This is a genomic window from Bradyrhizobium sp. SZCCHNRI1029 (assembly GCF_032487555.1).
Classification (GTDB): Bacteria; Pseudomonadota; Alphaproteobacteria; order Rhizobiales; family Xanthobacteraceae; genus Bradyrhizobium.
In genome coordinates this window covers 54,825-66,907 of the sequence record NZ_JAUEUK010000004.1, presented here as the reverse complement: position 1 = coordinate 66,907, position 12,083 = coordinate 54,825, and the positions used below count along the sequence as shown (strand labels likewise).

The 12,083-nt window shown below is 66.4% G+C and carries 11 protein-coding genes and 1 pseudogene; 7 read left to right on the top strand and 5 right to left on the bottom strand.

Features of this window, described 5'->3' with window-relative positions; translation table 11 throughout:
- Positions 1 to 83: 83 nt before the first annotated feature.
- Together QW861_RS12545 and hemC are read left to right on the top strand one after the other, a co-directional pair.
- The gene (locus QW861_RS12545) at positions 84 to 1,709 is read left to right on the top strand and encodes a choline dehydrogenase (RefSeq protein WP_316193102.1); all 1,626 of its coding nucleotides are present in this window, start codon (positions 84 to 86) and stop codon (positions 1,707 to 1,709) included.
- Positions 1,710 to 1,724: 15 nt separating this feature from the next.
- Positions 1,725 to 2,702, top strand: a complete 978-nt coding sequence (gene hemC / locus QW861_RS12540; protein WP_315750355.1) for a hydroxymethylbilane synthase — start codon at positions 1,725 to 1,727, stop codon at positions 2,700 to 2,702.
- 4 nt (positions 2,703 to 2,706) lie between these two features.
- On the opposite strand, the gene hemE is transcribed toward hemC, so the two are convergent.
- Positions 2,707 to 3,738, bottom strand: a complete 1,032-nt coding sequence (gene hemE, locus QW861_RS12535) for a uroporphyrinogen decarboxylase (protein WP_409998625.1) — start codon at positions 3,736 to 3,738, stop codon at positions 2,707 to 2,709.
- A 197-nt stretch (positions 3,739 to 3,935) separates the two neighbouring features.
- Here hemE and QW861_RS12530 point away from each other — a divergent pair, with 197 nt between their 5' ends.
- Together QW861_RS12530 and QW861_RS12525 are read left to right on the top strand one after the other, a co-directional pair.
- On the top strand, positions 3,936 to 4,172 hold the full coding sequence (locus tag QW861_RS12530; protein WP_315718250.1) for a hypothetical protein: 237 nt from the start codon (positions 3,936 to 3,938) through the stop codon (positions 4,170 to 4,172).
- Positions 4,173 to 4,342: 170 nt separating this feature from the next.
- Positions 4,343 to 6,253, top strand: a complete 1,911-nt coding sequence (locus QW861_RS12525; protein ID WP_315750357.1) for a diguanylate cyclase — start codon at positions 4,343 to 4,345, stop codon at positions 6,251 to 6,253.
- A gap of 13 nt (positions 6,254 to 6,266) precedes the next feature.
- On the opposite strand, the gene QW861_RS12520 is transcribed toward QW861_RS12525, so the two are convergent.
- A complete protein-coding gene (locus QW861_RS12520) occupies positions 6,267 to 6,494 on the bottom strand; it encodes a SlyX family protein (protein WP_315718252.1) in 228 nt (75 codons plus the stop codon).
- Positions 6,481 to 7,260, bottom strand: coding sequence for a rhodanese-related sulfurtransferase (locus tag QW861_RS12515; protein WP_315750358.1), 780 nt, complete (start codon positions 7,258 to 7,260; stop codon positions 6,481 to 6,483). Before QW861_RS12515 ends, QW861_RS12520 begins: the two co-directional genes overlap by 14 nt.
- 132 nt (positions 7,261 to 7,392) lie before the next feature.
- Here QW861_RS12515 and ggt point away from each other — a divergent pair, with 132 nt between their 5' ends.
- Together ggt and QW861_RS12505 are read left to right on the top strand one after the other, a co-directional pair.
- Positions 7,393 to 8,979, top strand: coding sequence for a gamma-glutamyltransferase (gene ggt / locus QW861_RS12510; RefSeq protein ID WP_315750359.1), 1,587 nt, complete (start codon positions 7,393 to 7,395; stop codon positions 8,977 to 8,979).
- 887 nt (positions 8,980 to 9,866) lie between these two features.
- On the top strand, positions 9,867 to 10,325 hold the full coding sequence (locus tag QW861_RS12505) for an FKBP-type peptidyl-prolyl cis-trans isomerase (protein ID WP_409998083.1): 459 nt from the start codon (positions 9,867 to 9,869) through the stop codon (positions 10,323 to 10,325).
- Positions 10,326 to 10,685: 360 nt separating this feature from the next.
- On the opposite strand, the gene QW861_RS12500 is transcribed toward QW861_RS12505, so the two are convergent.
- Positions 10,686 to 10,901, bottom strand: a complete 216-nt coding sequence (locus QW861_RS12500) for a CsbD family protein (protein WP_315750360.1) — start codon at positions 10,899 to 10,901, stop codon at positions 10,686 to 10,688.
- 148 nt (positions 10,902 to 11,049) lie between these two features.
- Here QW861_RS12500 and QW861_RS12495 point away from each other — a divergent pair, with 148 nt between their 5' ends.
- Positions 11,050 to 11,568: a cupin domain-containing protein gene (locus tag QW861_RS12495; RefSeq protein WP_315750361.1), complete on the top strand. Its 519-nt coding sequence runs from the start codon at positions 11,050 to 11,052 to the stop codon at positions 11,566 to 11,568.
- Positions 11,569 to 11,741: 173 nt separating this feature from the next.
- On the opposite strand, the pseudogene QW861_RS12490 reads toward QW861_RS12495, so the two are convergent.
- Positions 11,742 to 11,843, bottom strand: a pseudogene (locus QW861_RS12490) (GTP-binding protein); the annotation flags it as partial.
- Positions 11,844 to 12,083: the final 240 nt, after the last annotated feature.

The following is a 12,083-nucleotide window of genomic DNA, read 5'->3' as shown; positions in this document are numbered from 1 at the left end:
CAGACCTGCTGATTTGCCGCTTGCATGTCCTTGCGTTTTGGTATCATCGAGGATGAAAGAACAACAAGGCCGGTGGGGAAGCGATGGAAGGCAGCGTGGTGTTGCGTGAGGCGGACATCGAGTTCGACTACGTCGTGGTCGGTGCCGGCTCGGCCGGCTGCGTTCTCGCCAACAGGCTCAGCAGCGACGGCAAGCACACGGTGCTGCTGCTCGAGGCCGGTCCAAAGGACACCAACATCTGGATCCACGTCCCGCTCGGCTACGGCAAGCTGTTCAAGGAAAAGACCGTCAACTGGATGTACCAGACCGAGCCGGAGCCCGGACTCGACGGCCGCTCCGTGTTCCAGCCGCGCGGCAAGGTGCTCGGTGGCTCCAGCTCGATCAACGGCCTGCTCTACGTGCGCGGCCAGCACGAGGATTACGACCGCTGGCGCCAGCGCGGCAATGTCGGCTGGGGCTATGACGACGTGCTGTCCTATTTCAAGCGGGCGGAAAATCAGTCCCGCGGCGCCGACGACTACCACGGCGTCGACGGCCCGCTGCCAGTGTCCGACTGGCGGCACGAGGACCCGTTGTCTGAAGCCTTCGTGAAAGCGGCGGTCGAGGCCGGGTTGCCCTTCAATGGCGACTTCAATGGTGCGAGCCAGGAGGGGGCGGGGTTCTTCCAGACGACGACCCGTCGCGGCCGCCGCGCCAGCAGCGCGGCCTCCTACCTGCGGCCGGCGCTCGGCCGCAGCAACCTCCACGTCGAGACCGACGCGCTGGCCCAGCGGATTTTGTTCGAGGGGCGCCGGGCCCGCGGCGTCACGTTCAGCCAGCGCGGCCGAATGCGGACGGCCCGCGCTCGCAAGGAGATCCTGGTGTCGAGCGGCGCCTACAACTCGCCGCAACTGCTGCAGCTGTCCGGGGTCGGTCCGGCCGAGTTGCTGAAGCAGCACGGCCTCGACGTGGTCCTCGATGCGCCCGGTGTCGGAAGTGACCTGCAGGACCATCTGCAGGTGCGCATCGTGATGCGCTGCAGCCAGCGCATCACACTGAACGACATCGTCAACAATCCGGTGCGCAAGGTGCTGGCTGGCGTACGCTATGCGGCCTTCCGCAACGGTCCGCTGACGATCGCTGCGGGTACGGCCGGCGCGTTCTTCAAGACCGATCCGCGGCTCGTGAGCCCGGACATCCAGATCCACTTCATCCCGTTCTCGACCGACAAGATGGGCGAGAAGTTGCACACCTTCTCCGGCTTCACCGCCTCGGTCTGCCAGCTCAGGCCCGAAAGCCGCGGTTCGCTGCGGATCAGGAGCGCGGATCCGACGGTGCCGCCGGAAATCCGCATCAATTATCTCGCCAGTGAAACCGACCGGCGGGCCAACATCGAGGGCCTCAGGATCCTGCGGAAAATCCTGGCGGCACCGGCGCTGAAGCCGTATGTCTCGGATGAAGCCTATCCCGGGTCCAAGATCGTGAGCGATGACGACATCCTGGCCTATTGCCGGCAGACCGGCAGCACGATCTACCATCCGACCTCGACCTGCCGGATGGGGACCGATGCTGCCGCCGTGGTCGATCAACGCCTGCGGGTGCGCGGCGTCGACTGCCTGCGCGTGGTCGATGCCTCGATCATGCCGGATCTGGTTTCGGGCAACACCAACGCGCCGGTCATCATGATCGCGGAGAAGGCCTCCGACATGATCTTGCAGGACGCGCGCTGACGCAGGAATGAGTTCGTGACACGTTTCCGGATCGGCACCCGCAAGAGCACGATGGCCTTGGCGCAGACGGAGGAGATCGCCCGTCGGCTGCAGGCGGCGATTCCGTCGCTCGACATCGAGATCGTCAAGTTCGAGACGACGGGCGATTCCGACCAGACCAGCAAGCTGCTCACCCACGGGGGCAAGGGTGGCGCGTTCGTGGCCGAGATCCGCCGTGCCATGCTGGACGGCCGGCTGCATGCAGCGATGCACTCGCTGAAGGACATGCCGGGCAATGAGGAGACGCCCGGTCTGGTGGTTGCCGCGCTGCTGTCGCGCGATCCGCCGGGCGACGTGCTGGTGCTGCGGCGCGGGCTGTCGCTGGACCAATTCCGCAACGATGGCGGCCGGGGCTTCAAGATCGGCACCAATGCCGTGCGCCGGGCCGCCTATGCGCGGCGGCTGTTTCCGCACGCCGAGCTGATCCATTTCCGCGGCGCGGCCGACACCCGCATCCGCAAGCTCGACAATGGCGAGCTGCAGCGGCTGCCGGATGGCGGCGCCGTGGGACCGGCCGATGCGCTGATCATGGCGCGCTCCGGGCTGGAGCGGGTCGGTCTTTCTGATCGCGCCTCGTACGACTTCCCGGTCGCCGACATGCTGCCGGCGGTCGGGCAGGGCATCGTCGCCGTCGAGTGCCCTGCCTCCGATTGGGAGACGCGGCGCATCCTGGCGACGATCGACGATGCAGCGGCGCGGACCTGCGCCGACGCCGAGCGCGAGGTGCTGTGGGTGCTCAACGGCCACTGCAACTCGCCGATCGCAGGATTTTCGACCATCGACGGCGAACAGCTGACGCTGACCGCCTCGGTGCTCGACGAGGACGGCGGCCGCTTCATTGAAGCACAGCGCTCGGCGCCGGCGGATCGTCCGCGCGAGCTCGGCCGGGCGGTCGGGCTCGAGCTGCTCGCCAACGGCGCGGCCGAGCTGATCGAGCGCAGCCGGCCGCGCTAGCAAGTCATCCCTTGTAGGCGCGCACCCGCGCCAGCATCTGCTCCACATGGGCGATCGGCGTCTCCGGCAGGATGCCGTGGCCGAGGTTGAAGATGTGCCGTCCACCGGAATAGCTCGCCAGCACGTCATCGACCGCCTGGTCGAGCGCCGCGCCCCCAGTGAGCAGCGCCAGCGGATCGAGATTGCCCTGCACCGCGACCTTGCTCTGCACCCGCTCGCGCACGAGGCCCGGCTCCGCCGTCCAGTCGATGCTGACGGCATCGATTCCGGTCTCGGCGACGTAGCCCGGCAGCAATGCACCGGCGCCGCGCGGAAAGCCGATGATCTTCGCATCCGGCCGCGCCTTGCGCACGCCCTCGACGATGCGTCGCGTCGGCGCGACGGACCAGCGCGCGAACTCGCGCGGCGACAGCACCCCGGCCCAGGTGTCGAAGATCTGCAGCGCGTCGGCTCCGGCCTCCAGCTGCTTCAAGAGATAGCCGATCGAGCTGTCGACCAGCGCGTCGATGATCGCGCCGAACGCCTCGGGATGGCGATAGGCCAGCAGCCGCGCCGGTGCCTGGTCGGGCGTGCCTTGGCCCGCGACCATGTAGGTCGCGACCGTCCACGGGGCGCCGCAAAAGCCGATCAGGGCAGTGCTCGGTGGCAGCTCGGCCCGCACCCGGCGCAGCGCCTCGAACACCGCTTGCAGCTTCGACAAATCTGCCTTCGCCGACAGCGTCGCGATCTTCTCCGGCGTATCGAGCGGGTCGAGCCGCGGGCCCTCGCCGACCTCGAAGCGGACGCTGCGGCCGAGCGCATGCGGGATCACCAGAATGTCGGAAAAGATGATCGCCGCATCGAAGCCGAAGCGCCGGATCGGCTGCAGCGTCACTTCGGCCGCGAGCTCGGGATTGAAGCAGAGGTCGAGAAAGCCGCCGGCCTTGGCGCGGACCTCGCGGTACTCCGGCAAATAGCGGCCGGCCTGCCGCATCATCCACACCGGAGGCACGCTCTGGCGCCGACCGGCCAGCACGTCGATGAAAGGCTTGTTCACGGCAGTCTCACTCACGCTCGGGCTCCGCAACCTTCGGGAACAGTTTACCGTCCGTGATACATGCCCACGCGGTTCCGGCCAAGGTCATATCGGCTCGGGAGTCGCCGGAGATGCGATCGTCCCCACAGTTGCGGGACGTCACATCGAGGGGAACACGTCCGTCGCCCCTGCGTTGTCGTTCCACAGGGAGATCGATCATGGCTGAGAAATTCAATCCCGCGCCGCACGACAAGCACGCGGTCGATCCGCGCGAAGCTGCGCGTCTCGACCGTGCGACTGCAACGCAGCTCGACAAGGGACTGATGGACACGTTTCCGGCATCGGATCCGGTGAGCCTGCAGCAGCCCTCGACGACCCGCGTGAAGGGCGATGACGTTGACCTGGACCATTCGCCATCGCTTTGGGAAAAGGTGCGATCGGTGTTCGTTCGCTGAACTAACAGGCTAAACGCCCGCCTCGAGCGTGGCGCCGCCGTTGTTTGTCCGTAGTAGTACGGGAGCGGCCGTAGTCTTACGGGTCGGTGCGGACGCCCTCGGACCAATCGCATTTCAGAGTTAAATAAGATGTCCATGGGACTCTCGCGGCGTCCGGAGAGTCCCGCGGAATGGACATTGGTGCGACCAGAGTTGATCGAAGCCGCCTGCCAATGTGGGCGGCTGGCGTGCTTGCGCTCGTGTCGGTCACGATTCTCGCTTACAGCGTATGGGGCGAATGGACTTCCCGACAGGCGGAGGTACGCAATGCCGAAACCGATCTCGGCAACCTCGCTCACTCGCTCACCCAGCACGTCGAGGATACCTTCGAGCTTGCGGATTCGCTGTTGCGCGGCGTCGTCGCCGCGCTCGAGACCGATGACGGCAAGCCCGGTGCGATCGCCCGACTGCAGACGATTCTGAAGACGAGGAAGGCCAATCTCGGCCGCATCCGGGGCATCTTCGCCTATGGCGAAAACGGCGACTGGCTTGCCACCACCGAGGACGTCACGCTCACCAACTACAACAATGCCGATCGCGACTACTTCGCACACCACAGGATTTCGGCCGATCGCTCCCTGCTGATCGGTCGTCCGGTGCAGAGCAGGGCCGGCGGTCAATGGGTCATCACCCTGTCGCGGCGCTGGAATCACGCGGATGGCCGGTTCGGCGGCGTCGTGCTGGCAACCATCGACGTTGCCTATTTTGCTCAGTTCTACCGTCAGTTTGCCGTCGGTCGTCAGGGCACGATCAGCCTGATGAGCCGTGACGGAGCCGTCCTCGCCGACAATGCGGAACCGGACCCGCGGACGCTTGGGCGCCCCATACCTGAAGCGATACCCTATCATCCGGCGTCGGGGCCGTTGCATTTCCGGCGGCTCGGCGAACCGTCCGAACGCATCGGGTTCTATCAGCACGCGCAGCGCTATCCGTTCCTCATTCTCGTGACGCGCACCGAGGCGGAGGTCCTGGCGGAATGGACGCGTGACGCGCTGGTCCGGCTGACGGTGCTGGTCTGTCTGGTTGCGCTGGTCATCGCGATCGGCATCTTCCTCGCGAAGCAGTTGCTGCAGCGGCAGCAGCTCGCCGCGGCGCTGGCGGCAAAGGAGGAGAACTTCAGGTTGCTCGCCGAAGGCTCCAGCGACATCGTGACGCGGATCGAGCTGGACGACTGCATCGGCTACGTTTCGCCGTCGACCATGCGCGTGCTGGGCTGGCACCCGTCGCAGCTCCTGGGCAAGCGCGCGCTGTCCGGTGTGCATCCGCTCGATCGCCCGCAACTGCAGGAGATCCTCGATCAGCTCAGGAGGGGCGCCGTCGACGAGGCGCGCGCCACCTATCGCATGCGTCGCCGCGACAAATCTGAGATCTGGGTCGAGACCACGATCCGCGCCACCCGTCAGCCGGATGGCGCGCTCGACGGCTTCGTCGCCGTCACCCGCGACGTGACGCAGCAGAAGACGCTGCAGGGCCGGCTCGAGACGCTGGCCATCGAGGACGGCCTCACCGGGCTCGCCAACCGCCGCCGGTTCGACGAGCGGCTGCTGGAGGAGTGGGGCAGGGCCTACCGCGACAAGACTTCGCTGGCGCTGCTGATGATCGACATCGACCACTTCAAGGCCTTCAACGACGCCTATGGCCACCCGGCCGGCGACGAATGCCTGCACACCGTGGCCGGCATTCTGGCCGACGAGGCGCAGCGCAGCTCGGATCTGGCGGCCCGCTACGGCGGCGAGGAGTTCGCCGTCCTGCTGCCGAACACCGATGCCGGGGGCTGCGCCAGGCTCGGCGAGCGGATCAGGCGGGCACTGCATGAGGCCCGCATCGTCCACGATCACAACCCGGTGGGCATCGTCACCGCGAGCATCGGCGGCGCGGTGTGCCGGCCGGGCTTCGAGCGCTCCGCCGGCCCGGCCTCGCTGATCGAGGCGGCCGACCGCGCGCTCTATGCCGCCAAGGACGCCGGCCGCGACCGCCTGATCATGGCCGGCGAGGTGATCGATCTGCCCGCCGGCAAGGCGCCGGCGACCGTCCCGGCCTGAGATCGCCGCCCGCTCAGTAGTGCGGCGGAGGCTCATTGCGCGGCCCCTCGGCGTTGCCTTGCGCGTCCTCGAGCCGCTCGACCAGCAGGGCGATCCGCCGCTTCAGCGCGTCGATCTCGCGCCACTGCGCAGTGATGGTCTGGTTCAGCGTCTCGATCGTGTCGTCCTGGAAGGTGAGGCGCATCTCCAGCGTGTCGATCCGCTCGCCGAGCTCCGCGTTGGATGGCTCAGAACTGCTCATCGCGTGCGCCCTCCGGAACGGCGGTGATGGTGGCCTCGCAGTGCTCCCGCAGCCCGTGACCGAGCGCCACCCGTTCGTCGAACACGAAACAGCCGCCGCGCCAGCGGCTCTCGGATTCCGGGATCTCCTCGAGATACTTCAGGATGCCCCCCTTGAGGTGGTAGACCTCGGAAAAGCCGCGCGCCAGCAGCAGCGCGCTCGCCTTCTCGCAGCGGATGCCGCCGGTGCAGAACATCGCGATCCGCTTGTGCCTGGCAGGATCGAGTGCGCGTTCTGCAAAATCCTTGAACTGCCCGAAGCTCTGCAGGCCTGGATCGACCGCGCCTTCGAACGTCCCCATCGCCACCTCGAACGCATTCCGGGTGTCGAGCACGACGGTATCCGGCGCGGCGATCAGCGCGTTCCAATCGGCGGGATTGACATAGGTCCCGACCTGCCGGGTCGGATCGGCGGCGGGATCGCCGAGCGTCACGATCTCCCGCTTCAGCCGCACCTTGAGGCGCCGGAACGGCATGGCCGTGGCGCGCGAGTATTTCAGCTCCAGATTGTCCAGCCGGCCGGCGAACAGCGTTCCGTCGCGAAATGCGCCTACCAGGGCGGCAATTGCCGGCTCGGTCCCGGCCACGGTGCCGTTGATGCCCTCCTCGGCCAGCAGGACGCTGCCCCTGATGCCGCGCTCGGCGCAAAAGGCGTGGAGCGGCGCGCGCAGGTCGCGAAAATCCGGCAGGGCGACGAACTGATAGAAGGCGGCGACGGCGAGGGGCATGCGGCCGTTTACCAGCAGAGCTGACCATAGAAAAGCTGGTATCCCCGGGCATTGCCGAGCCTGGAAGGAATGTGCGATGTAGCCGGCCAGCACTGGTATTCCAACCACCACACGATCACGCAGCGAGCAACGATGAGAAGCTTCCACTTCCCAGGCAGGTCGACGGTCCACGCCCAGAACGGAATGATCGCGACATCGCACCCGCAGGCGGCGCTGGCCGGGATCGAGGTGCTGCGGGCCGGGGGCACCGCGGCCGACGCCGCGGTGGCAGCCTGCGCCCTGCTCGGCGTGATCGAGCCGCAATCGACCGGCATCGGCGGCGACTGCTTCGCCTTGGTACAGCCCAGGGGCGAAAGCCGGATCATGGCCTATAACGGCTCGGGTCGGGCGCCCGCCGCCGCGACCGTGGACTGGTACCTCGAGCGCAAGATCCATTCGGTCCCCCTGACCTCGGCCCATGCGGTGTCCGTCCCCGGCGCGATCGATGCCTGGGACCGCATCCTGCGCGACCACGGCCGGCTCGGGCTCGACCGGCTGCTGCAGCCCGCGATCCGCGCCGCGGAGGACGGCTATGTGGTGGCGCCGCGTGTCGCGTTCGACTGGAACAACCAGTTCGAGAAGCTCAAGAACGGCACCAACACCGCGCGCTACTTTCTGCCGCATGGCAAGGCGGCAGCGGTCGGTGACGTGATCCGCCAGCCGGAGCTGGCGCAGACCCTGCGCGTCATCGCCAAGGAGGGGGCGAAGGGCTTCTACACCGGTGCCGTCGCCGAGGACATGGTGCAGACCCTGCGCGGCATCGGCGGCCTGCACACCTTGGAGGATTTCGCCAACCACCAGACCGAGGTGACCTCGCCGATCGGCACCACCTACAAGGATTACGACGTCTGGCAGTGCCCGCCCAACGGTCCGGGCATCACCATGCTGGTGATGCTCAACATCCTCTCGCGCTTCGACCTCACGCGCATCGATCCGCTCAGCGTCGAGCGCTTCCACCTCGAGGCCGAGGCCGCCCGTATCGCCTACATGATGCGCGAGCAGCACATCGGCGATCCCGCGCACATGACGACCGAGGTCGCGAGCATCCTCGCCAAGGAGTTCGCCGACGAGTACATCTCGCAGATCAGCCTCGACAAGTTGCTCGACCTGCCGAACGTCGCGCCGCCGATGAATCCGGAGACCGTCTACATCACGGTCGTCGACCGCGACCGCAACGTCTGCTCCTTCATCAACTCGATCGCGCATTCGTTCGGCTCGGCGATCGTCTCCAACGAGACCGGCGTGCTTCTGCAGAACCGCGCCGGCGGCTTCCGCATCCAGCCGGGCCATCCGAACTGCATCGGCCCGGGCAAGCGTCCGCTGCACACGATCATTCCGGCGCTCGCCACCAAGGCGGGCCGCGCCCAGATGTCGTTCGGCGTCATGGGCGGCCAGTATCAGCCGGTCGGCCAGACCCACGTTCTGACCAACATCCTCGACTACGGCTGCGACGTGCAGGAAGCGATCGATATGGCCAGGGGTCTGCATTACGAGGGCGTCTATCAGCTCGAGGACGGCGTGCCGGCCGAGGTGATCGAGGGCTTGCAGAAGATCGGCCACAAGACCACCAAGGTGGTGTCGCCGCTCGGCGGCGGTCAGGCGATCTGGATCGACTGGGACAAGGGCACGCTCACCGGCGGCTCCGACCCGCGCAAGGACGGCTGCGCGCTGGGGTATTGAGGCGGCGCCATTCGTCATCGCGAGCGCAGCGACGCGATCCAGAGCCGTGGCTGTCACTCTGGATTGCTTCGTCGCTTCGCTCCTCGCAATTTGCGATGGTGGCTACGCAAGCTGCATCCACACACGCCGCTGTCGTCCGGCCTTGCGCCGGGACCCATGACCCCAGGCAGTGGTTTGAGGCAGGCCAGCCGTTAGTTCTTCGCACGTCACGTCCGCCGCGGCGTATGGGTCCGGATCGGCGCCGCGACACGCGGCGCGCGTCACGGCTTGTCCGGGACGACGGCGGTGGACGGGGGCGGATACACGGCTCAAACAACGATCGACACATGGTCTCGTTCTCGCGGCACGGACGCCCGAGGTCTGCGATCAGTTCGTCCCTCTCGAAAGGCAGAGGGCGCAGGGAATGCCGGGTGAAGGCCTCACCCATGGCCCGCCTGCGAAAAAATGCAGGCGGCAGGTACCACAGGCAAAGCCGATTCAACCGGCATTCCCTGCGCGACGGTCTTCACGCTTATACGCAGTCTCCCTGGTGCGCCGGGCTTGTTGGCCACCATTGCGACAATGCGCTTGCGCGCACTGCGCGTGATACCAGCATCGGGGTATCAGGACGCTGCGACTTCACGTCCGCGAGCTGCCGTTCGTCCGCGCATCCGAAAATGCGCTGCGGCATGATCGCGGCCATCGCTCCCCGCCTCGCGTGTCGTGACGATCGCGCGCAACGCCCCTCCGCAATGAGGCGGGATGCGCGGAGATAATCATGATTTCCGATTATTGGCAAGAGGATTATTTTTTTCGGAAACAGATGCCGGGCTGGTCAGCCGCTCCCGCATGAGCTAAACCGCGGCTCCCGTGAACGAGCAGAGGCGGTCTGGAGCATGCGGCGTCCGATGAACAGAAGAGTTGCGCTGATGGCGGCGGCATCGGCCGCGGCCGGTGTCTTGCTGGGCTCCCGCGCGGTCTCGGCACAGACCAGTTCCGCCAAACCCACAGGAAAGACCATGACCACTCCCTCCGGACTGCAGATCATCGACACCAAGGAAGGCACCGGCGCCACGCCGACGCGCGGTCAGACCTGCGTGATGCATTATACGGGCTGGCTCTATGAGAACGGCCAGAAGGGCAAGAAATTCGACTCGTCGGTGGATCGCAACGAGCCGTTCGAATTCCCGATCGGCATGAAGCGCGTGATCGCCGGCTGGGACGAGGGCGTCGCCACCATGAAGGTCGGCGGCAAGCGTACCCTGATCATTCCGCCCGAGCTGGGCTACGGCGCCCGCGGCGCCGGCGGCGTGATTCCGCCGAACGCGACGCTGATGTTCGACGTCGAACTGCTCGGCGTGAAGTAAGGCGCGCGAATGATGCCGGGTGGGGACCAAGCGTGCTGCGCGATACAGCGCCCTCTCCCCTTGTGGGAGAGGGCATCCCGGGCCCATCCGCGAACACAATGGGGTGAGGGGGCTCTCTCGGCGAGAGACGCTCATGGAGCGAGACCCCTCACCCGACCGAGCTTGTGGCGCTGTCCGACATGCCCTCTCCCGCAAGGGGAGAGGGCGCATTCATGGGCGCGGGCTTGAGCTCTGTAATGATCGGGTTGATAGTTGCCATCTATCGTTAACTAACGACGCAAAGACCGGCCCAAGAGGGGCCGGTCTTGTTAGTTACTAGAGATCGTCATCGCGCTACCTCAGCGGTCGCGCCGATCCTGCTCAGAGGTTCTTGTTGGCGGCGCCGGCGGCAGTGTTCACCGCGTCCTTGGTCGCCTGCTTGGCATCGCCCAGCGCCTGCTGGCCCTTGCCCTTGATCTCCTGCACGGCACCCTCGCCCTGCAGGCGCTCGGAGCCGGTGGCTTCGCCGATGCCCTGCTTGGCCTTGCCGATGGTCTCGTTGGCGACGCCCTTGATCTTGTCGGTGGTGGCACCCATGATTTCGTCCTCCGTTGTTCGTGTGAACTCCACCGATCCAACGCACGCAATGCAGAAAGGTTCGCGCGGAACTGCGAATAGCTTCGCTGCGGCATTTCGGCTAAGAACGGTTGGTTCCCTCGAACCGACGAAATCCCGAGAAGAAATCATGTCAGGCTCTGACGATCACGCGCACGGCCATTCCCACGATCACGGCGACGAGCGCTGGAAGCACGACGGCGTCCGCGTCATTCCGGGCAATCAGCTCGATTCCAACGTGCCGTCGACGCCGGGCATGGACCGCAAGGCGGCGATCAACTTCGCGCGCGTCGGAGCGCAGAAATTGTGGGCGGGCACGGTCACGATCAGGCCTGACGCCAAGACCGGGGCGCATCATCACGGCCATCTCGAGAGCGTGATCTACGTCGTGAAAGGCAAGGCGCGGATGCGCTGGGGCGATCGGCTGCAGTTCACCGCGGAGGCCGGTCCCGGCGATTTCATCTTCGTGCCGCCCTATGTGCCGCACCAGGAGATCAATGCGAGCCCGGACGAAGTGCTCGAATGCGTGCTGGTGCGCAGCGACGGCGAGGCGGTCGCGATCAACATCGACATCGAGCCGGTCGAGAAGCCCGAGACGGTGCTGTGGATCGACCCGGTGCACCGCGATCCTGCCGAATCGAAGTCGTAGCCATCAAGGAAATGGCGGAGCCGTCTCGCGACGGCTCCGCCGGGCAGGGAGCGGCTATACCGCCTTCCCTCTCACACGCGAAGCAGGGGCGACTGTCGCGCGTGTGTCTCGCTGGTCGTTGCACCCGAGCCGTTGTTCGGATGAATGCTGGTCAGGCCGCCTCGTTGGTGCGGCGCCAGCTTCCGAGCCTGGCGGTTGTTCAGGATGTGGCTGACCAAAGTGGTCTTCCCAGCCCCGAGGAAGCCGGACAAGACCGTGACGGGGAGTTTGCGCATCGAGATCGAACAGCCTCTTCAGGGGAAAGGGTCGGTGCCGGCGGGCGGGCATGCGGCCTCTTTATGCAATGTTATAACGTAACATCATCTGAAACGGGAGAGGGTGTCAAGGGGAGAGCGTGGCGACGAAGGCGTGAGTGGGCGGGCTCGCGGCCGCTTGGGGAGTCGGCAGAGGCGGCGGCCGAGACGCAGGGCGCGAGCGGCTCTGGTGAGCTGGTGAAGCCCTTGCAGTGCTGAAAC

What these genes read in the sequence shown, in the direction of transcription:
- QW861_RS12545 (WP_316193102.1), top strand. Translation starts at nt 84, where the DNA reads ATGGAAGGCAGCGTGGTGTTGCGTGAGGCGGACATCGAGTTCGACTAC.
- QW861_RS12530 (WP_315718250.1), top strand. Translation starts at nt 3,936, where the DNA reads ATGGCTGAGAAATTCAATCCCGCGCCGCACGACAAGCACGCGGTCGAT.
- QW861_RS12525 (WP_315750357.1), top strand. Translation starts at nt 4,343, where the DNA reads ATGGACATTGGTGCGACCAGAGTTGATCGAAGCCGCCTGCCAATGTGG.
- QW861_RS12520 (WP_315718252.1), bottom strand. Translation starts at nt 6,494, where the DNA reads ATGAGCAGTTCTGAGCCATCCAACGCGGAGCTCGGCGAGCGGATCGAC.
- QW861_RS12515 (WP_315750358.1), bottom strand. Translation starts at nt 7,260, where the DNA reads ATGCCCCTCGCCGTCGCCGCCTTCTATCAGTTCGTCGCCCTGCCGGAT.
- ggt (WP_315750359.1), top strand. Translation starts at nt 7,393, where the DNA reads ATGAGAAGCTTCCACTTCCCAGGCAGGTCGACGGTCCACGCCCAGAAC.
- QW861_RS12505 (WP_409998083.1), top strand. Translation starts at nt 9,867, where the DNA reads ATGAACAGAAGAGTTGCGCTGATGGCGGCGGCATCGGCCGCGGCCGGT.
- QW861_RS12500 (WP_315750360.1), bottom strand. Translation starts at nt 10,901, where the DNA reads ATGGGTGCCACCACCGACAAGATCAAGGGCGTCGCCAACGAGACCATC.
- QW861_RS12495 (WP_315750361.1), top strand. Translation starts at nt 11,050, where the DNA reads ATGTCAGGCTCTGACGATCACGCGCACGGCCATTCCCACGATCACGGC.